Origin of the sequence: uncultured Treponema sp. (genome assembly GCF_946187725.1) — a bacterium.
Lineage (GTDB): Bacteria > Spirochaetota > Spirochaetia > Treponematales > Treponemataceae > Treponema_D.
This window is the reverse complement of sequence record NZ_CAMHSK010000033.1, coordinates 1-26,010: the sequence shown is the minus strand read 5'-3', so window position 1 is coordinate 26,010 and position 26,010 is coordinate 1. Positions and strand designations below refer to the sequence as shown.

27 protein-coding genes and 1 tRNA gene are annotated in these 26,010 nt (G+C 40.9%); 25 read left to right on the top strand and 3 right to left on the bottom strand.

The genetic code is table 11. The features are described from left to right. Positions 1-181: 181 nt before the first annotated feature. The 15 genes from rpe to rsfS all read left to right on the top strand — a co-directional run bounded on the left by rpe (position 182) and on the right by rsfS (position 12,266). Positions 182-823, top strand: a complete 642-nt coding sequence (gene rpe / locus Q0Q74_RS10985) for a ribulose-phosphate 3-epimerase (protein ID WP_294430817.1) — start codon at positions 182-184, stop codon at positions 821-823. Next, a complete protein-coding gene (locus Q0Q74_RS10980) occupies positions 823-1,866 on the top strand; it encodes a tetratricopeptide repeat protein (protein WP_294430815.1) in 1,044 nt (347 codons plus the stop codon). The genes rpe and Q0Q74_RS10980 overlap by 1 nt, the downstream gene beginning before the upstream one ends. Next, positions 1,863-3,125, top strand: a complete 1,263-nt coding sequence (locus Q0Q74_RS10975; protein ID WP_294430812.1) for a hypothetical protein — start codon at positions 1,863-1,865, stop codon at positions 3,123-3,125. Before Q0Q74_RS10980 ends, Q0Q74_RS10975 begins: the two co-directional genes overlap by 4 nt. A 1-nt stretch (position 3,126) precedes the next feature. Then, on the top strand, positions 3,127-4,263 hold the full coding sequence (locus Q0Q74_RS10970) for a hypothetical protein (protein ID WP_294430810.1): 1,137 nt from the start codon (positions 3,127-3,129) through the stop codon (positions 4,261-4,263). 140 nt (positions 4,264-4,403) lie between these two features. Beyond that, a complete protein-coding gene (gene recA / locus Q0Q74_RS10965; RefSeq protein ID WP_294430808.1) occupies positions 4,404-5,612 on the top strand; it encodes a recombinase RecA in 1,209 nt (402 codons plus the stop codon). Positions 5,613-5,697: 85 nt separating this feature from the next. Next, positions 5,698-6,294: a 2-amino-4-hydroxy-6-hydroxymethyldihydropteridine diphosphokinase gene (gene folK / locus Q0Q74_RS10960; RefSeq protein ID WP_294430805.1), complete on the top strand. Its 597-nt coding sequence runs from the start codon at positions 5,698-5,700 to the stop codon at positions 6,292-6,294. After that, positions 6,254-7,042 (top strand): ScpA family protein, encoded by a 789-nt coding sequence (locus Q0Q74_RS10955; RefSeq protein ID WP_294430804.1) that lies wholly within the window; start codon positions 6,254-6,256, stop codon positions 7,040-7,042. Before folK ends, Q0Q74_RS10955 begins: the two co-directional genes overlap by 41 nt. 137 nt (positions 7,043-7,179) lie before the next feature. Next, complete coding sequence (rplU, locus tag Q0Q74_RS10950; protein ID WP_294430801.1) at positions 7,180-7,491, top strand: 50S ribosomal protein L21; 312 nt, start codon at positions 7,180-7,182, stop codon at positions 7,489-7,491. A 15-nt stretch (positions 7,492-7,506) separates the two neighbouring features. Further along, positions 7,507-7,839, top strand: coding sequence for a ribosomal-processing cysteine protease Prp (locus Q0Q74_RS10945; RefSeq protein ID WP_294430798.1), 333 nt, complete (start codon positions 7,507-7,509; stop codon positions 7,837-7,839). Between the two features lies 1 nt (position 7,840). After that, the gene (gene rpmA, locus Q0Q74_RS10940; RefSeq protein ID WP_294430796.1) at positions 7,841-8,098 is read left to right on the top strand and encodes a 50S ribosomal protein L27; all 258 of its coding nucleotides are present in this window, start codon (positions 7,841-7,843) and stop codon (positions 8,096-8,098) included. Between the two features lie 161 nt (positions 8,099-8,259). Further along, positions 8,260-9,435 carry a GTPase ObgE gene (gene obgE / locus Q0Q74_RS10935; protein ID WP_294430792.1) on the top strand — a complete coding sequence of 392 codons (1,176 nt, stop codon included), beginning with the start codon at positions 8,260-8,262 and terminating at the stop codon, positions 9,433-9,435. 11 nt (positions 9,436-9,446) lie between these two features. Next, on the top strand, positions 9,447-10,094 hold the full coding sequence (gene nadD / locus Q0Q74_RS10930; RefSeq protein ID WP_294430791.1) for a nicotinate (nicotinamide) nucleotide adenylyltransferase: 648 nt from the start codon (positions 9,447-9,449) through the stop codon (positions 10,092-10,094). Beyond that, positions 10,084-10,686 (top strand): bis(5'-nucleosyl)-tetraphosphatase (symmetrical) YqeK, encoded by a 603-nt coding sequence (gene yqeK / locus Q0Q74_RS10925; protein ID WP_294430789.1) that lies wholly within the window; start codon positions 10,084-10,086, stop codon positions 10,684-10,686. Before nadD ends, yqeK begins: the two co-directional genes overlap by 11 nt. Before the next feature lie 26 nt (positions 10,687-10,712). Beyond that, positions 10,713-11,912, top strand: coding sequence for an LCP family protein (locus tag Q0Q74_RS10920; RefSeq protein WP_294430787.1), 1,200 nt, complete (start codon positions 10,713-10,715; stop codon positions 11,910-11,912). A 9-nt stretch (positions 11,913-11,921) separates the two neighbouring features. Then, a complete protein-coding gene (gene rsfS / locus Q0Q74_RS10915) occupies positions 11,922-12,266 on the top strand; it encodes a ribosome silencing factor (RefSeq protein ID WP_294430785.1) in 345 nt (114 codons plus the stop codon). A gap of 73 nt (positions 12,267-12,339) precedes the next feature. Here the strand turns inward: rsfS and Q0Q74_RS10910 are convergent, their stop codons facing one another. Continuing rightward, complete coding sequence (locus Q0Q74_RS10910) at positions 12,340-12,615, bottom strand: hypothetical protein (protein WP_294430783.1); 276 nt, start codon at positions 12,613-12,615, stop codon at positions 12,340-12,342. 191 nt (positions 12,616-12,806) lie between these two features. On the opposite strand from Q0Q74_RS10910, the gene Q0Q74_RS10905 reads away from it, so the two are divergent. The 9 genes from Q0Q74_RS10905 to Q0Q74_RS10865 all read left to right on the top strand — a co-directional run bounded on the left by Q0Q74_RS10905 (position 12,807) and on the right by Q0Q74_RS10865 (position 22,814). Then, positions 12,807-13,709, top strand: coding sequence for a 4-(cytidine 5'-diphospho)-2-C-methyl-D-erythritol kinase (locus Q0Q74_RS10905; protein WP_294430781.1), 903 nt, complete (start codon positions 12,807-12,809; stop codon positions 13,707-13,709). 29 nt (positions 13,710-13,738) lie between these two features. Then, positions 13,739-14,020, top strand: a complete 282-nt coding sequence (gene spoVG, locus Q0Q74_RS10900; RefSeq protein ID WP_294430778.1) for a septation regulator SpoVG — start codon at positions 13,739-13,741, stop codon at positions 14,018-14,020. Between the two features lie 30 nt (positions 14,021-14,050). Next, positions 14,051-14,123, top strand: a tRNA-Gln gene (locus Q0Q74_RS10895). A 111-nt stretch (positions 14,124-14,234) separates the two neighbouring features. Then, positions 14,235-14,786 (top strand): 50S ribosomal protein L25, encoded by a 552-nt coding sequence (locus Q0Q74_RS10890; RefSeq protein WP_294430776.1) that lies wholly within the window; start codon positions 14,235-14,237, stop codon positions 14,784-14,786. A gap of 53 nt (positions 14,787-14,839) precedes the next feature. Continuing rightward, positions 14,840-16,225, top strand: a complete 1,386-nt coding sequence (gene tilS, locus Q0Q74_RS10885; RefSeq protein ID WP_294430774.1) for a tRNA lysidine(34) synthetase TilS — start codon at positions 14,840-14,842, stop codon at positions 16,223-16,225. A 24-nt stretch (positions 16,226-16,249) separates the two neighbouring features. Further along, positions 16,250-18,499 (top strand): hypothetical protein, encoded by a 2,250-nt coding sequence (locus tag Q0Q74_RS10880; protein WP_294430772.1) that lies wholly within the window; start codon positions 16,250-16,252, stop codon positions 18,497-18,499. A gap of 18 nt (positions 18,500-18,517) precedes the next feature. Then, the gene (locus tag Q0Q74_RS10875) at positions 18,518-20,161 is read left to right on the top strand and encodes a trypsin-like peptidase domain-containing protein (protein WP_294430770.1); all 1,644 of its coding nucleotides are present in this window, start codon (positions 18,518-18,520) and stop codon (positions 20,159-20,161) included. Between the two features lie 54 nt (positions 20,162-20,215). Further along, positions 20,216-21,979: a phosphoglucomutase gene (locus Q0Q74_RS10870; protein ID WP_294430769.1), complete on the top strand. Its 1,764-nt coding sequence runs from the start codon at positions 20,216-20,218 to the stop codon at positions 21,977-21,979. Between the two features lie 418 nt (positions 21,980-22,397). After that, positions 22,398-22,814: a DNA-binding protein gene (locus Q0Q74_RS10865; RefSeq protein ID WP_294430767.1), complete on the top strand. Its 417-nt coding sequence runs from the start codon at positions 22,398-22,400 to the stop codon at positions 22,812-22,814. A gap of 231 nt (positions 22,815-23,045) precedes the next feature. Here the strand turns inward: Q0Q74_RS10865 and Q0Q74_RS10860 are convergent, their stop codons facing one another. Together Q0Q74_RS10860 and Q0Q74_RS10855 are read right to left on the bottom strand one after the other, a co-directional pair. Beyond that, positions 23,046-25,265 (bottom strand): AAA family ATPase, encoded by a 2,220-nt coding sequence (locus tag Q0Q74_RS10860; protein WP_294430765.1) that lies wholly within the window; start codon positions 25,263-25,265, stop codon positions 23,046-23,048. A 35-nt stretch (positions 25,266-25,300) separates the two neighbouring features. Next, entirely contained in the window at positions 25,301-25,510 is a 210-nt protein-coding gene (locus Q0Q74_RS10855) for a transglutaminase domain-containing protein (protein ID WP_294430763.1), read from the bottom strand. 158 nt (positions 25,511-25,668) lie between these two features. Here Q0Q74_RS10855 and Q0Q74_RS10850 point away from each other — a divergent pair. Continuing rightward, on the top strand, positions 25,669-26,010 hold a 342-nt coding region (locus tag Q0Q74_RS10850; RefSeq protein WP_294430762.1), incomplete at its 3' end, for a hypothetical protein.

The following is a 26,010-nucleotide window of genomic DNA, read 5'->3' as shown; positions in this document are numbered from 1 at the left end:
AATGGAGATTTTAGTCAATAAAAACCGAAAAAAATATAAAAAGAGGGGTAAAGTTTATAAAGCCTTTTGTTTATAATGTCAAGATGTTTTTAAGAATTTTTTGTAATTTTTTTAGTCCTGACAGATTTTTTTTATTGTCACGGTTGATAAAACTCATTATTCAGAGTATTATAGTAAAATAATGGAAAATACTTTGCTGGCTCCGTCATTGCTTTCGGCGGACTTTTCTGATTTAGCTTCGGCACTTAAAAAAATCGAGGATTGTGGTGGCAGTATCGTTCATGTTGATGTAATGGACGGCCACTTTGTTCCACAAATTTCTTACGGGCAGCCTGTTATCAAATCAATCCGTAAACTTTCTGACCTTCCTTTTGATGTTCATCTCATGGTTGAAAAACCGGAACTTGTTGTTGATTCTTTTGCAGAGAGCGGCGCTGACTGGATTACCTTCCACTATGAGGCCTGCGTCCATATTGACCGTCTCATTCATCATGTGCATGATTTGGGCAAAAAATGCGGAATTTCAATCGTTCCGTCTACGCCTGTTTCTTCGATTGCGCAAATCCTCCCGCTTGTTGACCTTGTTCTTGTTATGAGCGTAAACCCAGGTTTTGGCGGTCAGAGCTTCATTCCTTATTCTCTTGAAAAAATTGCAGAACTTAAAAAAATCCGCGATGAAAAGAGCCTAAACTTCAAGATTTCGGTTGACGGCGGCATAAATGAAAATAATTATGCGGAAGTTGCCGCTGCCGGAGCTGACATTCTTGTTTCCGGTTCGTCATTTTTCAGCGGAAAACTCAAATGGAATAAAGACAGGGCGTAATGCGAAAAAAACTGCTTTTTGCCGCTTTCATCATGACTTTCTCGTTCCTTCCTGTTTTTTCACAGGGCGTTTCAAAAGGCAGGTTGTCTGTAGATGAAAGCGCAAATCTCAAGCAGGGCGCAGACGCATACAAAAACGGTGACTGGACATCCGCAATCTTTTTTCTGCGCAAGGTCGTGGCCGTTCCTCAGACTGTCAGCGATGAAAACATGTTCATGCTGATTAAAAGTGAAATTTTTGCCGGCGAGTACCGTCAGGCACAGAATGACTGCGAAAAATTCATGGAGCAGTTTACTTTCAGCCCTTATTTTGAATATGTGAGCTATCAAAACGGAAGGCTGCTTCATCTTCTTGCACGCAACGATGATGCAATCCTTTCCCTCAGTGATTTCTGCCACCAGAACCCGGACAGTGAATTGTATCCGCTGGCACTTTTTTGGATTGCTGAGTGTTTTTATGACGAATATAATTTTGATTCGGCCAGAGCACTTTATGAGCGTGTCGTCAGTGATTTTGCCGCCTGTGAAAAGGCTCCGCAGTCTCAGTACAAACTTGATTTAATCGAACGCCGTGCCCGTGAAGAAAAGCTTCTGTATCTTCTGAAAGTCATCGGTGAAGAAAATCTTTCAACCCGTGAAGAATACGAAAGGCAGCTTCGGGTTTATGCTTTGGAAGACGAAAACGGCGTAAAACGCTCCCTCATCGATGCTCAGGCCAGAATTGCAGAACTTGAGGCTCTTCTGCAGGCAAATTACTCAGAGAAGCCTCCTGTTGAAGAAGCTGTTGCTCAGGAGCAGGCTGAGCCTGTCAAAACGGAAGTTGTCTCGTCTGGCGTTTCAAAGCCCGCATCCCCTGTTACTCATGTCATTCAGAGCGTAAATGAGCCTTCTTTCCGGGTAAAACAGAATAAAAATGGTCAGGGAACGAGTGCCGTCAAAAGCACGAATGAGACTTCAAAAGACGCTGAACTTCAGGCTTTAAAACGCAAGGCAAAGCAGCTTCAATATCTTTTGGATGAGCAGACGGAGGAGGGTGAAAAATGAAAAAACTGATTTCTTCGATCGCTTTCGCCCTTGTATGCCTTCCGCTTGTGTGTTTTGGCGAGTCAGCGGCAAATGAAAAATCCGTCATGTTGCAGTCTCCTGCAGAAGTTTCTCCTGATGAGGCTTATGCACGCAGACAGAAAAGTCTTGTAGAAGAACGCCGCAGAAAAAAAGAAGCCGAAACCGAAAAAATTGACGAAGCTCTTGGCGTAAAGTTTCATACAGAAAACTATTATGTTCTCTCTGGTGATTTTCTAAAAATTGAATTTTTCGGAAATCAAGGAACTTTCGGCATTTCCTGTATCTCTAATACATCAAAAGGCAAAAAAGAAGTGCCGTTGCTTTCGTCGGCAGATTGGTTTTCGAATACGGCTTTTTTACTTCGTGTAGATGGTGTCGTTCACCAGCTTGTGAACTCAAATGTCGTCAAAAAAGAGCTGCGCCGTCTTGAAAATGCAGCCCAGCTGGTCTATCGTTTTGAAAACCGGCTTCGTCTGGTGCTTGAATTTTCACTCATTGCCAGCACTGAAGGTGAACCAGAAGATATCATAAAGGTTCGGGCAATTACGCTCAATGAAGGCAAATCTTCGCATGATGTTGAGGTCCGTGGAATTTTTGACACCATATGCGGTGAAACATCATCCGTGCATTTTATAACCGAGAACAATTTGCGAATCAGAAATGAAACGCGTTTCTTAAAAAATGACATGCAGAAGGAGAGGGCAATCGTTTCGTCAAACGGTTTCGTTTCCTGTCAGTTCGTGCTTGACGGCTATGATGTTACTCCTGTTTCGTCAGTTACGCTTGCAAGTATCAGTGGTCTGCACAGAATGGACTGGGATTCGGGCTTCAGAAAGGGGCGTGGGTTTACAAATATCCGTGCCTATGATGATTCCGGCGTGATGATTGCATGGCCTTCATTTCCTCTTGATGTGAATGACAGTCATGAAATTGTTTTCTATATAGCAGTTGCGGATAGAGAAAAGGCTCCGCGGGGCTTGTATTATGTTGATAAAAATCTTTATCCAGAACATGAAAAAATCGAAAGCGCAGAAGAACCTGACCTAAACAGCAAAAAGCGCTCTGATGTTGAATTCATCGTTCCGCCAATCAAGGATTATCAGCTTGATCCTGATTATATTCAGCGGCTCATAGATAAGATTGATTCACTGCAATCTTCAAAAGATGTCAACAAAAAAGAACTTATGCGTTTGAATGCTGAACTTGATGCAATTCTTGAAAAATTGAGGCGAAGATAAAATGGCTCGCGGTGTTTTGGAAAAGGCACATTCGCTTTTGTGCCGTCGAAAATATTCTAATGTAATTTCTCTCCTTGAATCCGGCAATAATCCGGAAATTTACCGTGAAAGTTTTGATTATTTTCTCACAGCCGGAATAGCCTGTCTTTATCTTGGTGATACTGGCAGCGCGGGTGCTTACTTTCAGCGGGCACGGCATATCCGTATGACGGATCCCACTCTTTTGTGCTCACAGGCCGTTTTGTTTTTGCGCCGTGGAGACACTGACCGTGCGATTTCTTACTATCTTGATGTTCTCGACTATGATCCTGACAATAAACTTGCTTTGAGTGCAATGGAATTCATCAGGACTCATGGTTCTTACGAAGATGTCTGCAAGGCTGTTGATTCCGGTGAAATCGAGCAGTTTTATCCGCCGCTTGGAATAAATCCTGATTTGATTAAAAGGATTGCGCTTTCGGTTTTGCTGGGAATCGTTCTGGCAATCCTGCTGTTGAATTTTGCAAATGTCTCAAGGCTTTTCCGTGGCGTCAGGCTGCCTTCTTCAAGTTCTCGTGCTGATTTAAGTGAACTTTTCCTTTCTGTTGAAGAGCTTGGCAATGCTCACAAAAAGGATTTGACGGGCGGCACCTACAAGTACATTCTTTCTGATTCGCAGATAAAAAAATCCTATGACACGGCGATGACTTCGTTTCAGAATTACCGTGAAAATGCTTCTCTTGTTGAAATTAACCGCCTGTTAAATTCAAATGCGAGCGATTCAATCAAGGCTAAGGCAAGGATGATTTCTACATACTTCAAGGAGCCAAGTTTCGACTCTTTGAATGATTATGATGATAATATTGAATATTCACAGGTCGCAAAAGAACCGGAACTTTATCTTGGCTGTACGGTTTCGTGGTCAGGAAGAATTTCAAATGCCGTTCAGGAAGGGCGGTCTTTCCGCTGCGATTTGCTTGTCGGTTATGAAAATATGGAGCGGGTTGAGGGATTTGTGCCTCTTTTCTTTGAGGAAGCTCCATATCCTGCTATTGATGGTGAGCGACCTGTTCGCGTGCTTGCAAAAATCAAAGTTGAAAACGGAAGAATTCTTCTTGAAGGGCGGGCAGTTTATCAGCCTGTAAAACGAGAAAATTAGAGATTTTGGAGATTTTTGTTGTCTTCACTGTAGAATTCTTGCTTTTTATGCAATTATTTTTCTTTCGGATTGCCGAAACATGACAAATTCCACCTATATATACGGTGGGTGGGGATAAAATATAAATACAGGTGGTAAAAATGGCTGAAAAAACACAACAGCAGATGCCAGTGGACATGGCTGAAAAGTTAAAGGCACTCGAAGCTGCTCGCCTTCAGATTGAAAAGCAGTTTGGTGCCGGTTCCCTTATCAAACTTGGTGCACAGACTGACTTAACGGGAGTTGATGTAATTCCTTCTGGTTCAATCCTTTTGGACGAGGCTTTGGGCGTTGGCGGTTATCCTCGTGGCCGAATCATCGAGATGTACGGTCCTGAAAGTTCTGGTAAGACGACGCTTGCTCTTCATGCAGTTGCTGAAGCTCAGAAAATGGGCGGGATTGCGGCTTTCATCGATGCAGAGCACGCTCTCGATCCAGTTTATGCAAAAAATCTTGGAGTTGATATCGACAATCTCTGGGTTTCACAGCCGGACAATGGTGAGCAGGCTCTTGAAATCACAGAAAACCTTGTTCGTTCCGGGGCTGTTGATATCATCGTTGTTGACTCGGTTGCAGCCCTCACTCCTCAAAAAGAAATTGAAGGTGATATGGGCGACTCAATGATGGGTCTTCAGGCTCGATTGATGAGTCAGGCGCTTCGAAAACTCACCGCAATCGTCGGAAAGAGCAAGTGCATGATTATTTTCATTAACCAGATTCGAATGAAAATCGGGATCATGTTTGGAAATCCAGAGACAACCACCGGTGGTAACGCGCTCAAATTTTACTCTTCAGTTCGTCTCGAAATTCGTCGCGTAGAATCAATCGAAGAAAAGGGAACGGAAGATGCTGTCGGAAACCGTGTCCGCGTTAAAGTCGTAAAGAATAAGGTTGCTCCACCGTTCAGAAAGGTTGAACTTGACATTTACTTTGGCAAGGGTATTTCTGCTGTTGCATCGCTTCTTGATTCTGCTGTCAAACATGGAATCATCGATAAGCGTGGTGCATGGTACACCCGTGGTGAAGAAAAAGTCGGTCAGGGTAAAGAAAATGCGATTAACTTCCTAAAAGAAAATCCTGATTACGCAAAGCAGATTGAGGCACAAATCCGAAATGAGGTTTTCCCTGGTCAAATCTTGCGTACTCGTGAAGGCGTCGCTGTTTATCCTGAGCAGGAAAAGGCTGTGAATGACGCGAAAAAGGCCGCTGAAAAGGCTTCAAAAGAGGCTGAAAAAGCTGCAAAAAAATCCGCTGCGGACGCGCCAGCTCCTGAGCCTGTCATCCCGACTGCACAGGACGCTCTGTTCTAAAAAAATCTCACACGGAGCTTTTCATATTGTAAAGTTTCCGTGTGATGATAAAAATCATCTCTGTCATCAGCGTGTTTTCCAAAATATGTTTACGGTCTTAGGTTTAGGTTCAAATAAAAATTTTGCTTCTCTTGATTCTGTTTCAATTCTGGCTTCTGCCTGCGTGAATCTCCGCTCTTTGTTTGAGACATTCTTTGTTTCCAGCATTTATCGCACTGAGCCGATGTATGTCACTGATCAGCCCTGTTTTTACAATATGGCGGTCTGCGGCGAGACGAATCTTTCTGTTCATGAGCTTCTTTCGGAAATTCATTTGATTGAAGAGAAATTTGGCCGTAACCGGGACTGTGAAATTCGTAACGGACAGCGAAGCCTTGATATCGATATAGAGCTTTTTGGAAATGAGGCAATTCATTTTATTGATGAAAATGATTCAATGAATAATATTGAAATTCCTCATCCGCGCCTTACGGAAAGGGCTTTTGTTTTGATTCCATTGCTTGAAGTTTTGCCACAAGATGCCGATATTCAAAACAAGGAGTTTCTAAAGGAAACTCTTGCAAAAATCGGCAGCCAGGGGGCAGTAAAATGCCTTTCTTCTTCCGAATTTGCAAAAATAGTTTCGGAAAAAGGGGCAGAATATGGAAGGGCAGTCAATCGTACAGAATCAGACTGTAATTGAAGATGAAGACTCACCAAAGTCAAAACGATGCTACACTGTGGGCGAATTTGACGGTCCGCTTGATTTACTCTGGACTCTAATCCGCGACAATAAAATCAACATTTACGACATTCCGATTGCTCAGATTACAGAGCAGTTCCTTGAATATTTGGATTATGCGGCTTCTTTTGAGCTAAGTGATCTTTCTGAATTTTACAGCATGGCAGCCCGTCTTATCTATATAAAATCCAGAATGATGCTTCCTGTTGAGGTCAAAATCGATGATGACCTTGATTTTGATGACCCGCGCGAAGAACTTGTTGACCGACTGATTGAATATCAGCGCTTTAAGAAATTGTCCGATTTAATAGAAGAAAAGCAGGATGAAAGCGAGTGGAATTTTGAAAGAAACAAGATTCAGCGAGTGCTTCCGTTTGAAGAAAAAGATTTGTGGGAGCGCGTGGATACCTGGGATCTGCTTGAACAGATGCAGAAAATCTTTAAGACCCTGATGAGCCAGTACACTGACCAGAAAATTCTTGATATTACCGAAGAAATTTCTGTCAATGAAAAAATTACCCTGATGAACGAATTGCTTGAATCAAGAAGCGAATGCATGTTCACAGATCTTATCATCCGAAAAGGGAATATACTTGATGTTATCTGCGCATTCATGGCTATTCTGGAAGCCGTGAAATTCAAAATGGCAGCAATCTTCCAGAACAGAATGTTCGGCGACATTAAAATTTGCCGATACGAGGCAGCATGATTATACCAGTAGTTTTTTTCCTTGGCTTTTTCCTTGTATTGACCATAATTGCGTAAATTTGATATAATTCCTCACTTATATTTTAATTATTAGTCGTTAGAGTTCCGTTACACTTTGCGGCGATTAAGAGGTTTTACATGTACGCACTTTTTGAATACAAAGGCAAACAGTACAAGGCTGAGAAAGATGCCCTCATTCAGGTCGATAAAATCGATGCTGAAGACGGTGCATCAATTGACATCGACTCAGTTCTTTTGGTTAGCGATGGTGACAAAATTTCTGTTGGTGCACCATATGTTAAAGGCGCAAAAGTCAGCGCAGTTGTTGAGAACAGCTTCCGCGACAAAAAAGTTCTTGTCTTCAAATACAAGAGCAAGAAAGACTATCACCGTTTGATTGGTCACAGACAGGAATACACAAACATTCGTGTCAAGGACATCACCCTTTAATTTTTGTTTTAATAGATGACGGTCGTAACACTTTCTTATGGCAAGAACGGCGTGATAAAAAAATGTCAAGCTAACGGGCACGCAGGTTTTTCCAGGAAAGGCAGTGATATTGTTTGTTCGGCAATCACAATTCTTGTTCGTACGGCAATGCAGGTTCTTTCACATAATGAAAATGTTTTGATAGTATCTGATGCTTCAGCACGCGGGAATCTTTCATTCTCCGTTGAGGCAAAGTCTGAAAATCTGGAAACAGAAATTCAGCTTAAATGTATCGGAGATTTTTTAAGAACTGGTTTTTTAGCTCTTACAAAAGAATTTCCTAAGAATGTAATTCTGATGGAGGATTAAAATGGGACGAAGTAAAGGTGGTAGCGGCGCAAAAAACGGCCGCAATTCAAACCCGAAATATTTGGGAGTTAAGGCTTACGGCGGAGAATTCGTTACAGCCGGCTCAATCATCGTTAAACAGCGTGGAACAAAAATCTTCCCTGGCGACAATGTAAAGCGTGCCGGAGATGACAGCTTGTTTGCTACAGCAGACGGAACTGTAAAATTCCACGAGCGCATGAACCGCAAATTCGCTTCTGTCGTACCGGTAGAGGCATAATAAAGGTTTAGCACTTATATGATGAAGACCCGGATTCAGTTTTCTGTCTCCGGGTTTTTTTATAATTTCTCACAGAGGACACAGAGGGCGCAGAGGAATGTCAGGGTGGGAAGTTTTTTATGCTCTCTGTGTGCTTTTTAGCTCTGTGAGGAATTTAGAATATGAAACAATTTGCTGATGAGGCAATAATCGAAGTGACATCAGGCAAGGGCGGAAACGGCTGTGTATCTTTCCGGCGCGAAAAGTATGTTCCTATGGGTGGCCCTAACGGTGGTGATGGCGGTAAAGGTGGCGATGTCATTTTCTGTGTAAAACGAAATGTAAAGACTCTTGCGAATATCCGCTTTAAGCGCTTTTTTAAAGCGAAAAACGGCGGTGACGGCATGGGATGGAATAAATACGGAAAAGATGGTGAAGATGTCGTGATTGCAGTGCCGCCTGGAACAGCAATCCGGGATGCTGAAACAAAAGAACTCATCAAAGAATTTACCACTGAAAGTGAAGATGAGCAGTTTGTGTTCCTCAAAGGCGGCAACGGTGGCTGGGGTAATGTTCACTTCAAGTCTTCAACAAATCAGGCACCGCGCACCGCAAACAAAGGTCAGCCTGGTGAATACCGTAAACTCCTTCTTGAATTAAGCATCATGGCTGATATCGGTCTTGTCGGATTCCCGAATGCAGGAAAATCTTCTCTGCTCGACGCATTCACGAATGCACGGCCAAAAATCGCACCTTATCCGTTCACAACAAAAATCCCGAATCTTGGCGTTCTTCGTGCAGATGCTGAGCGGGATGTAATCATTGCTGATATTCCTGGAATCATTGAGGGCGCAAGCGAGGGTGCTGGTCTTGGAATCCGCTTCTTGAAGCATATTTCACGAACTGCCGGTCTGCTTTTCATGATTGACTGTTCCGACGAAAATTGTCTGACCGCATACAAAACCCTTTGCACGGAACTTGAAGGTTTTTCTAAGGATTTGCTTGGAAAACCGCACATTGTTCTTTGCAATAAGATTGATATTGAAGGCGCTCTTGAAAACGCAGAAAAAATTGCGGAAGAAATCAAGAAGGTTGAGCCTGATACAAAGGTCATTCCGGTTTCAGTTGCGGCGCATAAGGGCATGAATGATGTCAGAATTGCAATCCTTGAACTTGTAACAAAGATGGCTGGCGAAGGTGCCTTTACATCGACTGGCGAGCGGGTTTCTGACGGTTCATTCCTTTCTTCAAAAAAGAAGGGCACGAGTTTAAGTGCTGATTTCCTTGCAACTCGTTCTGTCGATGAATTTATGGAAGAGCAGTTTCCTGGACAGGATAATTCAGGGCTGGAAGATTAGGGGCTTGATTCGTGAAAATCGCGGTTTTGGGCGGAAGTTTTAATCCGATTCATATCGGTCATTTGATTCTCGCTGATTCGGTGTGCAGGAGCCTGGGATACGAAAAAATTCTCTTCGTTCCCACTGCAAACCCGCCTCACAAAGAGATGGCCTGTGAGGTGAGTGCAATGGATCGTCTTGAAATGGTAAAACTTGCGGTTTCCGACGATGAGCGATTTGAAGCTGAAGCTTGTGAGGTTGAGCGCGGGGGCATTTCTTATACCTGGGATACAATCTGTTATCTCGAAGAAAAATATGCTGGTATTCTCACTGGTAAAATCGGACTGATTTTTGGTGAAGATTTGATTGCTGATTATGATAAATGGTATAAGGCATCTGAACTTGCCCAAAAAGCGGACTTGATTCTTGCATGCAGACCAAAGGATTCTGATTTAAAGGCAGAATTTTTGAATTCTCCGGCAGGTGCCTTCGGAAAGTCTCCGATGACTGGCGTAAATCGTGAAAATTTCCCTTATCCGCACCGCATTGTCGAAAATCCTAAAATCGAGATTTCATCTTCAGAAATTCGTCAGAAAGTTGCGGAGGGTGGCGCGTGGCGTTATCTTGTAAACACTTCCGTTTTTAACTATATTAAAGAAAGGAATCTCTATGCGAAGTGAATTTAAAAGTCCTGAAAATGAAGCTCTGTTTGAGGAAATTCGCAAATACACTATGACTGTTGTTTCTGATAAGCGTTATGCTCATTCGATGCGTACGGCACAGACTCTTGCGGATTTGTGTAAGAATTACGGTCTTGATGAAGAGAAGGGCTGGATTGCAGGAATCGCGCATGATATGTGCAAAGACTGCTCTGATGAAGAACTTTTTGCCCTCGTTAAAAAAGACGGGAAGCCCGTTTCTGCGCTCGAAGAATCAAAACCGGCCCTGCTTCACGGAAGGGCTGCGGCAATACTTATTCAGGAGAAATTTGGCGTAAAAGACAGCGAAATCATCGATGCGATTGCAAATCACACTTTCGGTTCAGTTGACTCTTGCGATTTGGCACTGCTGCTTTTTGTTGCCGATAAAATTGAGCCTGGCCGCCCCCAGTCGACCGATGAATATCGCGCGAATCTTTTTGCAAAATCTTGTCATGGAATCGTGCTTGCCGTGCTTGATGAGAATATCGAGTATCTCACCTCACGCGGAAAGTCCGTTGCATCTCCTTCACTTGAGCTTGCAGAAAAACTTCGTAAAGAGCTGGTTTCCTAGAAACAAAATTGCATGTGGTTAAAAAAATGAAAACAAATCATCAGAATACTAACAAAGGCGCGTTTCTTCTCATATTGATTTTTCTTATCCTTATTTCGGTCACGGTTGGACTTTCTTTGTCTCTTCGTGTAAATACCGTTGATGAAACCCTAAAATCTGACCGTGTGATTAAGACTCTTGTCGTTATGGAAGATAAAAATCGCGTGCTTTTTACGGATGTTTTCATCTATTATCCGGTTTCGCAGCGCGGGGCACTCATAAACATCCTTGAAAACACGGGTGCGATTTTTTCAAGTCTCGGTCGTGTCGACTCAATTGATTCCGTTTATCTCGAAAAGGGAATTGATGCCTACAAAGAAGAAATTGAAAAACTTGTCGGGCAGTCGATTCCCTCTTATATAGTGCTCAATCTTTCAAAATTTGGTGAGCTTACGGATATGCTTGGCGGAATGAAAATCTTTATTCCGTCTCCTGTTGATGCAAAAAATGATGAGGGTGAAAGATGGCTTTTGCCGAGCGGTGTCGTTTCGTTGGACGGCGATAAAATCCGCTCTTACCTGAATTATGAGCGTAGAGATGAACCAGAAGAAGATTTAATCGAAAGACGGCAGAATGTCCTGCTTGCCTTTTTTGCGGCACTTGTTAGAAACGAACGGATGATTCTTGATAAGAAGTCCTTCAATTCTTTAGTGCGTAAAATGGACTCGAATCTTGATTATAAGGAACTTCATCGTTTGCTCAGCCTGATTTCGAAGGTTGATTCTGAGCATCTTGTTCCTCAGACAATTACTGGTTCAAGGCGAGTTGTTGACGGAAAAACTCTTCTTTTTCCGTATTATGACGGTCAGCTTATCAAGGATGTCTTTAAGCAGGTTTCCAATTCCTTGATTTCACTTGACAATGCTAATGTTAACCGTACTTATGTCCTTGAAATTCAAAATGGAACGACAGTTCAGGGACTTGCGCGAAACACAATGGCTTTGCTTCAGAGTGCGGGATATGATATTCTTGGTACGAGTAATGCTGATTCAAATGACTATGAAAAAACAGTAATCATAAATCATATTGGAAATGCGGAAATTGCTAAGAGTCTTGGTGATTTTATTCGCTGCAAAAACATAATCGAAGAGAGTGTCTCATCGGATGCAGACAGTACAAGCGCGTCAAATGTCGATTTTACGATTATCCTCGGAAAAGACTTTGACGGAAGGTATGTTAAAAAATAGGAGATTTTTATGAAAACAGCACAGGAAGAAGCTCTTGAAATTGCTCAGATGCTTGAAGATTCTAAAGCAGAAAATGTGAGCGTAATTGATGTCTCTGAATTGAACAGTTGGACTGATTTTTTCGTAATTGCAACGATTCACAGTTCGGCTCACTGGCAGGGACTTGCAAAGCAGATTAAGGATTATGTCAAGGAAAATGACATGGAAATCCATCTGACTCATAACAAGGCTCAGTCAGGTGATGACTGGAACCTTATAGATATCGGACCTGTTGTGGTTCATCTTATGAGTGCTGATGCCCGTGAGTTCTATGAACTTGAAAAACTGTGGCATGGTGGAAAAAAATTAAAATAATGAGAAAATAGCAAAGAGAAATTACTGATTGGTGTTCGGCAATTCCTCTTTGTGCATTATTGATTACTTGTTTTTAGTCTTCGTCCGAATAGTCTTCGGTCATTTCATCGCTGGAATCAAAATCTAGACCTTCATCCTCGTAGTCGCTGTCTTCAATTGAATTGTCAATTGTTTCATCGAAGTCGTCATCAAACTTGCTGAGAGTATCGTCGTTGAAAGATGCGAAATCGTCTTCATCATTTGGAAGCAATAGGTCCGAATCCTCATAGTTTTCATCGATTTCATCGGTGTATGAGAAACTTAAAGCCATAGCCTTAACATCATTTACCATTTCGTTGTTAATAAGCATAATGATTCCTTGTCAAAGACATTGAATTGTAGAATTCTGCTGGACATCTGTCAATAAGTGGAGTAAAAATCTCTCTAAAATCTCCAAAATTTCACACTTTTTATTCGAATATTTCTAACTATTGTATTGATTTCTTTGAACGGGGAGAATCTGTATTGACTTTACGGTTTGATTCTATATAATATAGTTCTATGTCTTTTGATGTTTGTGTCAAAGCTCCGGCAAAAGTGAATATCGGACTAAAAGTTCTGAAAAAACAGGCTGAGGGGCGGCGCAAATGTAACAATAGTTACCATAACATTGAAAGTATTTTTCAGACTGTTGATTATTCCGATACTCTTCGGATACGGCGTGTTCCGCAAAAAGGATGCGTCGTTCATTGCTCTCAGATGGTGCTTCCTCTGGAAAATACACTGACGAAAACTTATGAAGCGTTCTGTTCCGAAACCAAAATTGATTTTGGCGTGGAAGTAGAGCTTGATAAGGTCTTGCCTGCTGGCGGTGGATTAGGCGGCGGTTCTTCGGACGGGGCTTCCTTGTTGAAAGGCCTTGCTGATTTGGCCGAGCTTCCTCTTACGGATTCTTTGGCTGATGCCGTGGCAGAAAAGGTCGGAAGTGACGTATTCTTCTTCTTGCACTGTGGCTATTTTCAAAATGGTCGTGGTTGCGCCTTAGTATCTGGTCGTGGTGAACTTGTTGAGGCAATTGAACCTAGAACGGATTTAAGTTTCGTGCTGATTTTTCCTGGAGTTCATTCTTCCACTGTGGAAGCGTATTCTCTGGTTGATGAGGCATACGAATCAGGAGCATACAATCCAGATTTTCTGGGCTCTTTTCCTGATTTTATGGAGTTGAAGCGTTTATATTACGGTTTTGTTGGTGCTTGGAAGTTTGCGAATTCCTTCACTCCTGTACTTTCCAATAAGTATCCTGCTATTGGTGAAGCTTTAGCGGATATTATGGAATGTGGAGCAGACTGGGCGGACATGTCCGGCTCAGGTGCTACAGTTTTTGGTGTTTTTGAATCAGGTGCTGCTGCAGAAGTAGCATTGGAAAAATGCCGGAAAAAATGGAAATGTGTTTTGGCACATTAATCTTTTGATTAAAAGGAATTTTGTTGATTATGGAAGTCACTGAATTGAGAATCCGCAAGGTAACAGCCGAAGGAAAATTGAAGGCTTATGTTACCGTAACTTTTGATAACTGTTTCGTTGTTCACAATGTTAAAGTTATTGAAGGTCAGTCGGGGCTTTTTATTGCCATGCCGAGCCGAAAGACTGCGAATGGCGATTATAAGGATGTTGCTCATCCTATCAGTGCTGATTTCAGAAATGCCTTGCAAGACAAGATACTTTCAGAGTATAATGCAGGTCACTTTGATGAAAGCGGTGCTGCTGAAGACTAATCTGTAGTCTTTATCAAACTGTTTTCTTTTTGGGCCGTCGTCAAGCGGTAAGACAATGGCTTTTGGTGCCATCATTCCACAGGTTCGAATCCTGTCGGCCCAGCATAAATTTTGGAAAGCTCTGGCGTGACGAACGATGGGGTGAAAGATTCTAATCTTAAGCAAGTCGCTTGCTTCGTACAGGCTTTTCCATAGAATTTTAGGAGTACTTAAAATGGATCAGTTGGTTATCGAAGCAAAAGTTCGCTCAGAAACTGGCAAAAAAGCTGCAAAAGCTATTCGTGCTGCAGGTCTCATTCCTGCTGTTGTTTATGATGAGGCTGGAAAAGCAACATCAATCACTGTTAACGCTGTTCAGTTTAACAAAGTTTGGCGTTCAATCACATCTACAACTCTTGTAACTCTCGATGTTGAAGGCAAAAAATACGATGCTTTCATCCGCGACACAGAGTACAATATCATGACTGACTCAGTTCTTCATGCTGATTTCTTCGCTGTATCAAACACAAAACCTGTTATTCGCTCATACAAAGTTCAGTATCAGGGAACACCGGCTGGCGTTCTCAAGGGCGGCTTCATGGTTAAGCATGTTCCAGAGGTAAAAGTTAAGGCTTTGCCAAAAGACTTGCCGGTTCGCGTTGTAATCGATGTTTCTGGAGTCAACATCGGCGATGTTTTCCGTGTAAAAGATATGGGATTGGGTGACAAAGTTACTGTCCTCACAAATCCTGAGGATTCACTCGTAAGCGTTGCTCCAGCTCGCTAATCTTTACAGCTTGTGAATTAAATCCCCTGATTTTTCGGGGGATTTTTTTGTTTATGAAAAATCTTCTGTCGTTTGAAAAAAAAGTTCTCGCTGGTCTTAAAAAATGCGGAATCCTGCCCGATTCGGTGAGCGAAAAATCTCCGCTTGGGCTTGCAGTTTCCGGCGGTGCTGATTCAGTTTCTCTTCTTCTTGCCGCCCATGAAATTTTTGAAAGTGCATGCCTGCGTGTTATTACGGTGAATCATGGAATTCGGTCTAGTGCTGAGAGTGGTGGTGATGCTGATTTTGTGCAAGATTTGTGCCGTTCTCTTGAAATAAAATGTTCTGTTGTTGCTGTTGAAAACGGAAAAATTGCCGAATCCGCCGCTTTAGAAAAAAGAAGTGTTGAGGAAGTTGCCAGAGAATTTCGTTATAGGGCTTTTGATTCATTTATAAAAGAAGAAAATTTGCTTTTTTTGTGCCTTGCGCATAATCAGAATGATCAGCTTGAAACTTTATTGATGCGGTTTTTGCAGGGGAGTTCCTGCGAGGGACTTTGCGGAATTGCCCGAGTCAGAGAGAAATTCTGTCGTCCGCTTCTTGAAATTCCGCGTTCTGAAATTGAATCTTATCTTGTTGAAAAAAAACAGTCTTGGCGTACCGATGCGACAAATTCTGAGTTGAAATATCTTCGTAATAAGGTTCGGAATGTCCTTGTTCCTGTCTTGAACGAAAATTTTTCGGGCTGGCAGAAAGCACTTCTTTCTGGTGCCGAAAAAGCTTCTGCCGATGAAGATTTTATTAAAAAAGAGACTCTGCGAGTGGATTTTAAGGGGACTGTGTGTGAGCTTGACCGCAATCAGTTTTTTTCACTTCATGATGCCTTGAAAAGACGCGTCTTTTTTTCTGCTTTAAATGAAACTGGTTTTGGCGGGCGCTTTCCTTTCCGTGTTTTTGAAGAGATTTTGTCCTGGGAAAATGCTGATTCTCGCGAGCTGTGTTTTGATGCTGTGAAAATTCTGCTGAATTCGCAGAAACTTGTTATTTCTTATGATTCGGAACATCGCTCTGATGATGAAAAAAATGCTGTCGGCGGCGGGTTTTCGTTTCTTTTAAAAGATGTTGGTGATAGGGCGGAAATCCATGGAATTTCTGCTGAAATTCGGAATGGCATGAATCTTGTTATTAAGTCGGAAAATTGTGATGAAATTGCTTTGCCTCTTCGATTTTCCTGTCTTGTAAGATCTTTTGTTCCTGGTGATAAAATTCAAACGGCTGACGGAAAATTTAAGGCTCTTGCCCAGATTTTTTCTGACTGGAAAATTCCTGCGGAAGTCCGTGAGAAAATTCCTGTTGTTGAAGAACTTTGCCCGCTTGAAGAAGGTGAGAGCAGAATCGTTGCATTTATAGCGTCTCCCTTCGGGCTTAAAAATTGGATTGTAGATTTTCATAATCTGTAGTAATATAGAAGAAAGGAATTTTTGATGTTGAAAAAGTTATTTTCTTTTCTTTTTGTTTTGACAGTCCTTTCTGGTTCCGGCGTTTTTTTTAGCGTAAGTGCTCAGAACTCGGCTTCTTCTGCAAACCGTCGTACTGCTGTCCGTTATCTGCAGCTTGCCAAACAGTTTGCCTCTGAAAAATTATGGAATGAGGCTGATTCAAATGCAAAAATGGGTCTGGCCTATGACGATAAAATCGCGGATCTCTGGTATCTTCATGCTGTTTCCCTTATGAATCTTGGCGAAAAAAAATCTAAGATTCTTCCTCTTGTAGTCACTGCTCTTACTGAAGCTGAATGGGTTGACTACAATCGTGACGGTGCCCGTATTCTTTATGCAGACATTCTTTGTACCACACGCCAGTTTGTTCAGGCGCTTGCGGTTCTTGATTCAGAGCCTTTCATTTATTCTGCTGATGCTGAGTATATCCGTGTAAAATCATATTATTGCCTTGGTGATGAAGAAAGCGTTAAAAAAGCCCGCTCTCGCATCGATGCTGCCCGCCGTGTTTATCCTGCAGATTCGCGTTTTGCTGAAGCGTTTTATGCTCACGAATATCAGATTTTGCGCAGGACTTCAGTTGTTTCAGATGAAACCCGTCGTCTTGCTGACGCTTTTGCGCTGACTGTTCCGCTCTACAAGAATGCAGTTAAAGAGCTTGAGGTTTATGCGGCGATTTTCGCTTCGGATGAAAAGCCTGTAAAATCTGCAAAATCAGGAAAAAATGCCAAAAATGAATCAAAAAAAGTCCGTATGCTGAAGGCTTTCAATTCAAAAAGATTCACTTCGCCTTTGTATGCAATTGAGGCTTTAAAGGCCGGGCTCCTTTCGGAAGATGCCGCTCTTGATTATTTCTACAAATTTTCTGATGAAATCGTTTCGGTTTCTTTGCTTGAAGATTTTGTCTCTCTTATAAAAAGCGATGAGGCTAAAAAAGAAATTGCTGAGTATCTTAATTCTTATAATGGAACGCTTACTTTTGATACTGACGGTGATTTGATTACTAATATGACCGTGCTTTATAAACGCGGTCGTCCGCAGACCATCTCGTATGATGAAAATCAGGATGATGAGAATGAGTGGAAGGCTGACTGTGATTTCGGCGTTCCGGTAACTCTCGTGATGGCGGAAAATGCTCTTGAACTGGAATATTCTTCATGGCCGTATATCAGTGCCGCAAAATACAGAATGGAAAACCGTCATTCTGATTTGCATTTCACTTTGATTGCAGAAACGCTTGCCTGGACTCCTTTTTCAATAGAATCAAATTCTTCCATTAAAAAGAGTCTTGCTGCTCAGTTTGAAGAACTTGACTCGGATTTCTTTGTTCCGGTTCTCCTGTCTGATTCAGCAAATGCGGCTATGGCAAATGAAATTTCTGGTCAGGACTTGCTCCGTGCTTCACTCAGCTACACAATTCCTTCAAAAGAGCGTGAAGGTGCTGTGATTCAGGTGAGCCTTTTGAACGGTGTCGCTCAGCTTGCAAGTTATTCGGTCGGCGAAAAGATTTATGCAATGGCTCAGTTTGAAGGAGGAATCCCTGTTTCTCGAAAGGTTGATATTGACGGTGACGGACTTTTTGAAACCTCGGAAGTTTATGGATATTCGCCGGAAGCAGTTGAAAACCGAAGTACAAATTTTATTTCAGTGAATGATGAAATGCAGATTATGACTAATCTTTTTGGTGCTCCTGCTCAAGGAACTGGTTTTTATGTCAAAAAGATTTCTGTTGATCGAAACGGCGACACAATCCCTGATTTTACAGAGGAATATCTTTCTGCCACTTTGGGTGCAAAAATTCCTGGAAAAATCTCTTCATGGGATACGGACGGTGATGGAAGATGGGATGTTCAGTATATAAAAAGACCTTCTGACTCAGACGGCGTTTTGAGAGAGGTCGCAAAATTTCATCAGCCGCTAACAGATTCTCTTGTTACTATTGATTCTGAAAACGGAATCCCGATGTCAGTTCAAATTTTAAGCAGTGATGAATCTACCAGCAGAAATCTTCCGGTAATTAAAGGTTCATATGCGAATTTCTTCTGGATTGGAGAAAAATCTGCGCAAAATGAAGAAATGCAGGCCGAAATTGAAGAAAATATCATTGCAAATATTAACCAAATCGGTGAGCAGGGTGTTTCTACTATAGTAGAGAGTGAAGGTGTCAATTCAAAAAGATTTCTTGCTGTCCGCATTGAAAAAATGATTTTTGGAATGGAAATACCTGAAAACTGAAAAACGGATAATTAAAAATTGAAAATCGAAAAGTTTGTAATGAGAAAAAATACCATAAAAATTGCGTCAGTGCTTGCTCTTGGGCTATATTTCGTTTCTTGCTCTTCCGTAAAAGACCCGGAAAATATCTATTCTGACATTGATTATACTAAGGAAGATGCCCGAAACGAAGAAAGCAAGCGAATCTTTGATCTGCTTGAAAAAAATCCTGTTCAGGCTTTATGGCGCGCTTATCTTTTAAAAGATGATGAGACCTACGCTGAATGTGAAAAAAAAGTTCTTGAAGAATTTGATTCGGCTGTTGAAAAATCAGACTGGTTCAATTCCCTCAGAATACAAAAATCTCTTGCGACCATCAAATCGCCGCTTCTTTCAAAGCTTTCAAAATCTGGTGATGAGCTTGCATCTCTTTCAAAATCTGCTGTGCCCGGAGTTCATAAAAATCCTGTTGAAAGTAAAAAACTCTCTTCTTTCATAAATGGTACGGTAACTATTTGGGTTGACAAGGGTAGCAAAGTTCAGCGCGGAATGATTTATGCTGACCGCGTTATTGGTTCAGGCTTTTTTATCTCTAAAGACGGATACATCGTTACAAATCATCATGTAATTTCAGATTTAGTTGATAAAAAATCAGAAGGGTATTCAAGGCTGTTCATTAAGCTCGCCGAAGACAGTGATACAAGAATTCCTGCAAAAGTTATTGGATATGACCCGGAAATTGATTTAGCCCTCATTAAGACTGAGGTTGATGCACCATTTGTTTTTAATCTTGGTTCCAGTGCGGATTTGGATGTCGGTGATAAAATTTATGCAATCGGTTCGCCGATTGGATTGGAACGCACCCTCACAAGTGGAATTGTAAGTGCAACTGACCGAAAATTGTTCACGCTCGGTTCTGTAATGCAGATTGATGCTGCTGTAAATCAGGGAAATTCTGGTGGTCCGTGCGTTGATTCCAACGGGAATGTGCAGGCGGTCGTTTTTGCCGGAATGCTTCAGTTTGAAGGATTGAATTTCGCGATTCCGGTCGAATATCTTAAATCCTTGTTGCCTGCCTTGTATGCCGGCGGAAAAGTCTCTCATCCGTGGTTGGGGTGCTATGGTCATACAAAAAAAGAGTTCGGTTCTGATTCCGGGCTTGAAGTTCAGTATGTGTTTCCTGGAGCGAGTGCAAGCCGGTGCAGGATGCTTCCTGGCGATGTGATTTTTGAGCTTGACGGCGAAAAAGTAACAAGCCTTGAAGACATGCAGAATGTGCTCATGAAGCTGCCTGCAAAATCAATCGTAAAAATCAAGTATCGTCGTGGAGAAGAGCAGGTTCATGAAGCCGAAATTTATCTTGGTGCGAGACCTGAAAATCCCGGATACAATATCTATAAGGGTGACATAATTGCCAAATCTTTTGTTCCGATTTATGGCATGAAGCTTTTGCCTGTATCTTCTTCAAACAGCAGAAAATATTCGGTTGAGCAGATAATAAAAGGTTCGATTGCGGACGAATCAGGATTTTCTGAAAATGATCCTGTTGAAATCAGAAACATCAAGCTGAACGATGAAAATTCTGTTATGTATGCTGAAATTTACGCTAAAAACCGCAAAAAGGGATATCTTGATGGAGTTATGGGAATCACGGCTTCGCTTGACAGTCCGTATTATTTTTGATTTTCATGTTAATCTGTTGAACTAGCGACTGTTCCGTGTTAATATGGGGGATGTATGAAACATGGTATGATTACTTCGGCTTCCGGATGGCGAAAGGTTTTTGCTGCTTCTGGAGATGAAAACGATAAAAGTGAAAAAATCACCGAGGATGACAGAATTCTGGCCGCTGTTGCCGCCGATGTTTTTTCAGATTACATTGCCGAAAAATCTTCTGAACCGCTTCTTGTGCTTGGAATGGACACGCGTCCTACAGGCCGTGCACTTGCGCTTTCCATGCTTCAGCTTCTCATTGCAAAAAAAATCAGCGTAAAATTTCCTGGAGTGATTGCCGCTCCTGAAATCATGGCTTATGGCAAAACGGCTTCTGGTTTTATCTACATTTCTGCCAGCCATAATCCAATCGGTCATAATGGAATAAAATTCGGCCTTAATGATGGTGGCGTTCTTAATGGTCAGGAAAATGCAAAACTTGTAAAGGCCTTGAACGAAAAATGCGCTTCTGAGTCAGAGATTACAAGAATAAAATCGTTGCTTGATAGTGTTTCTGATTCGGATTTGGAAAGAGTATTGTCAGCATCTGCGGAGTCAAAGGCTGAATCTCTTAAAATTTATGAGGATTTTTCAAAAGAAGTAATTTCTGCAGGAAATTCAAAAATCTTTTCAAAAATTCAGACAGAACTTTCAAAAGACTCAAAAAAATCAATCGGAATAATCGCCGACATGAACGGTTCTGCACGCACGCTTTCCATTGATTCTTCTTTATTCGAAAGCACTGGAATCAACTTTTATGCCCTGAATAACGAGCCTGGCAAAATTGAACATGCAATCATACCTGAACCAGAAAATCTAGTCTGGTGTGCCGGTGAAATGGAAAAACTTCGTAAGGAAGGTCATTCAGATGTATGTCTCGGATATATGCCTGATTGTGACGGTGACCGTGGAAATATTGTTTTCTGGAACGAAAAAACTTCTAGGGCAGAAGTTCTCAAGGCTCAGGAAGTTTTTGCGCTTTCGGTGCTGTCTGAACTTTCTTACATGAAATATCTTGGTGAAAAATCAAAACTTGCTGTTGCGGCAAATTGTCCTACATCAATGCGAATCGATGAAATTACTGCCGCCTTTGGTGCTGAACTTTTCCGTGCTGAAGTAGGCGAGGCGAATGTCGTAAATCTTGCCCGAAAAAAGCGCGATGAAGGTTTTGCCGTAAGAATCCTTGGTGAAGGAAGCAATGGCGGTAATATAACTCATCCGGCAGCTGTCCGCGATCCTCTGAATACGATTTTTGCCCTTGTAAAGTTGCTTGTACTTCGTGATTCAGAATCATCAAAAGGATTGTTCCATATCTGGTGTGATGCGCGGAATCTTCCATATAATAATGATTTTACGCTTGCTGATGTGCTTGAAACCTTGCCGGAGTACACGACAACTGGTGTTGCCGAAGAGCGTGCGATTTTAAAAATCAAGACAACTGAGCATTCACTCTTGAAAGGAAACTTCCAGAAAATCTTTGAAGAAGAGTGGAATCTTAAAAAGTCAGAACTTGCCGCAAAATATGGCATTGAATCATACGAAGCTATCGGTACAAATGGCACTGAAGAGAGTCGAAATCTTTCTGACTATTCAAAAAACGGCAAGGGCGGACTAAAAATCCTCTTTTACGATAAAAATAAAAATCCGCTCGCGTACATTTGGATGCGCGGAAGCGGCACTGAACCTGTTTTCAGGGTGCTGTGCGATGTTAAAGGTAACAATTCAGTGGAAGAACATGAACTTCTTGATTGGGAGAGGGGAATAATTCTGAAGGCTGATGAAATATAAATTTCTCTCCGTCATTCTGTTTTTCTCTATGTCAAATTGCTATAAAATGACATAGAGAAATTCAATAATCTGTGTCAGTTTCGTAAATTATATAATGTTCTGACTGTAAGAAATGTTCCGGCTATTAAAAATACTTCTGTTACCGCTGTTTTTCTCCCATAGAGGAGCAGAGTCCTTTTTATAATGTTTGATAAAAGTTCTGTGTATGAAAAATCAATTCTGTTCATATTTTCATCCCTCTTTTTATCATAAGCAGATTCGGATACAAACGCCGGAGTTCTGTCTCTGTGCGCCAGTTTCCTTTCTGCCCCGGCTCGATGCTTGAAACATTCATGAACTTTCCATTGCTCCAGCCGCTCACATGTACGGCCTTTCCGTTTTCATTAAGAAAAAACGCAGCATAAATGGAGAAAAAAATATGAATTATTCAGTTGTAAAAAGAGCAAACCCAATCAACAAAGAGGCAGCCCCTCTTTACTATGCACAGCCTGTCTGGGGAACTGAGGTGGGGCTTCGTACAATCGCCCAGCAGATAAGCAAGTACAGCACGCTTACATTGGCTGATGTAAGTGCGGTGCTGGCCTCGTTCATCGAGATGCTTCCTGTATGGCTCAAGGAAGGACACAGCATCCGACTTGGTGATTTCGGAATTCTCCGCCTTACTTTCAAGTCAGACGGCAAGGAGAAGGAAGAGGATGTGACAGGAAACTCGATAAACCATGTTCGCGTAGTTCTTCGTTGTTGCAGCGAATTCAAAAATGAGTTCAATGATCTTCATTTTGAAAAAACTGCCGTTGCGGATAAAAAGACTGATGGCGGCAACAACGGCGACTAAGCCTGACTGAATTGAGGATGCGGAAGTTTCCGAAAGGTTCCGCATCCGATTTTTTTTGCCTATGCCGGAATTTGACAGTATCAAAAGGGGGATATGACCGTACCAAACGGCGATATGGTACGGTCGAATGGGGAGGTGGGGAGTGTCATATCAAAAAACGCAAAAACTGAGGAAAATGAGAGAATTTTGCATCATCATCACCACTGACATATCTGGTAATGATGACAAAATTTATTTACAAAAACCGATTTGTCTGGGTTCCCAAACAACTTTTGATGTCTCAACCAGATTATCAAGTTCAGTTGCATTCAATTGATGTTTCTGACCTTCAAAGTCAAAGATGGAGGCCACATACCTATTGATCGCAGGTTGAATTTTTCTTGTCTTTCCTTTGCTTATCTTGTAAATAATTTCAATTTCATCTTGGGTAAGATTTTCTGGAATAAGATTATTATGCGAATCCTTGAACACTTCATATTGAGCTGGAATGACATTATTAACAAATTCTTCCTTAGTATAGTCTCGGAATTCTATGACATTAAATCTATCTAATAAAGGCTCTGGTATATATTCCAAACTGTTTGCAGTGGCAATAAAATTCGGATAGAATCCTTGTAATGGGACGTCAAAAAAATTGTCTGTAAAATGACGACGATTCTCATCGCCCATGAGCTGAAGTAGTGAAGGCAAGAGATTTTGATTATGATCTGATGTTTTTGATGTTAGACAAGCCTTATCCACTTCATCAAGTACAACGAGAGGATTAAGACAATTGATGTTATTCATTGATTCCCAAACCGAAGAGAGAACCTTCCCGTTTTCAGCTGCCTTGTAATCAGGAGTCGAGCCCATGATGGCATCTGCACCTAACCCGCTTCCGAGGGGAATAAAAATATCATTATCCTGTTTGAAAAGTTCACGAAGCTGTCGACAGAACAAAGACTTTCCGCAGCCAGGATGCCCGACCAGTAACAGGGGTTCTAGACTTATAATAGAATCCTTTGAAAAAAGAATTGCATTTTTCAAAAATGCTGATAATAAATCTTTGTCAAGAAGATTTGGATGTTTGTTTATTAAAGCATCTAAACCTTGAAACATCTGTTTGTCAGCTTTTAAATATGCGGCAGGTGCCATAAGTTTTTTGTAGATCCTGATAATCTTTGAATATTCAGTGCTTAACACTGGATTATCTTCAACACTGCCTTCATAAATATCATACCGGCGTTTAAAATCTTCTTCTCTAATAGCAGTTTGAATTGGTTCCTTCTTCTCTTCCGCTTTTGAAGAATCTTCTTTCAGACTTTTGTCAACGATATTAAAATAGTCTGGAAGACTCTTCATTGCAAATTCCTGACTTGTATCTTTTGCCAATGAATCGATTTCAGATATGAAATTCCTTATCTCATCAGTTGAATCGATTTTTTTCATATAGAATAGAACTTTTTGTGCCAGTTCTTCAGGGAAGAGCTTACGAACCTTTCTTTCAAGGCAAGAATTCTTGAGTGAAATTTTCATGCAGTCTTTCGCAAATGGATAAAATAAGTCGTGTCCTGATACGATAAGTTTTGCTTCTATATGGTTAGCTATTTGTAAGATTTTTTTTTCTCTATATGCATTTTCCTCTTCGTAATTATCAAGCCAGATGTATTGCCCCTTTATGTCACAATGATTGAACAATCGTAATAGGCCTATACATTTGTTTATAGTTGAGGCATACCAAAAACGGATTTTTTCATTTTCGAATTTTGAAAAAATATATGATGTAATGCATTCTCCTGTAACTGTGACAAGATTTTGTTCTGAGAATAATTTTTCTGAATTATTTCCGCTAACTTCGTAATCTTCTAAGTTGAATCTTTCAATCAGTGGGATTTCAGATAATCTGTATAATTCGCGGGAAAGCACTGTTTCGTTATAATTTATATCTTTGATATTTAACACCTCGTCAGACTCGTTAAAATCAACTAATTCAAGTTTTGAAGCTTCTGTCATAGCTGCCTTAAATTTCTTTGGCTTAATATCTAAAACAAATTCCACAACCTTGTAAAAATCGTGTAAGGGGAAGGCAATTTCATTTGAAAAGAAGATATTTGAAAGTAATGAATGATTACAAAAATCCAAAATCAGGAGGCATTTTTTCTCTTCAATTGTGAGAGACGAGAATAATGAAGTCTGCTTATAAAATAGATAATTGATTGTTTTGGCATTTAAATAATGTGCCTTCCCCAATATTTCTTCATCAGAAGAATTATCGAGATTCTTCGAAGTTACAGCCTTTAATAAATCTTGCTTCTTTGTGAATCTTTCAAAAAAGGAATCATCAAGAAATTCCAATATAATCTTACGAAGATTTTCATTTGTCTCATAATAATCAACAGTGAAATTATTAATTGTGAGTAATGCCACAATGATTTTTTTGTAGGTTTTTCTGAATTCTGCATCTAACTCCATAATTTACTCCTTATTTTATTTAATGTGCTGACACACTAGCCCGCTATGTACTCGCAACCGTAAATGCCGACCGTCTCGCACATTTTTTGCAGTAGGCGGGCATAACCGGCACATACACCTTTTCTATAGCGGTAGGTGTCATCCGCATCGCGAATTCGATAGGCATTATCGTAGGCAATATTTTCCTTCATCATCAGTGCCAGAAAGTGTGTGATTTTCATCATAATAAGCGTCTTCAGATGCATACATAATTTTTCTCCTTGCTTTTTCTACAAAGCGCAATATAATTTTGATAAAATTCTTTGCTCATTCATAGCAAAGACCTAAATTTGTGAAGCATCACGGCTTCTTATACTTTTATGTTTTTAAGTAAGTCCTTTACCCATGTTTTTTTGGAGTTTTTATGGATTTTTATGAAAAATTTTATGATTATTGCAAAAAAGTAGTTGATGTTTGGAAAAATGAAGAGTTTGAATTACTTAACGATTATGAAAATAATAGAGACTATTCCTGTTTTTATAATAAAATGAACGAAGAAACTAATAATTATCAGGAACTAATCCTTCTAAGAAAAAATTTTTTACAAGAAATTGAACAAAGGAAGATATTCAAAGAAAAATTCAAATCTCAGAAAAATTATGCAAATACAAAAGATTTTTCACAGGCAATATTTAATTTTCAATTCTATTTAACAGATGGTAACAAGCAGGGAATAAGATTTAGAGTGTTTTCGAATTATCCTAAA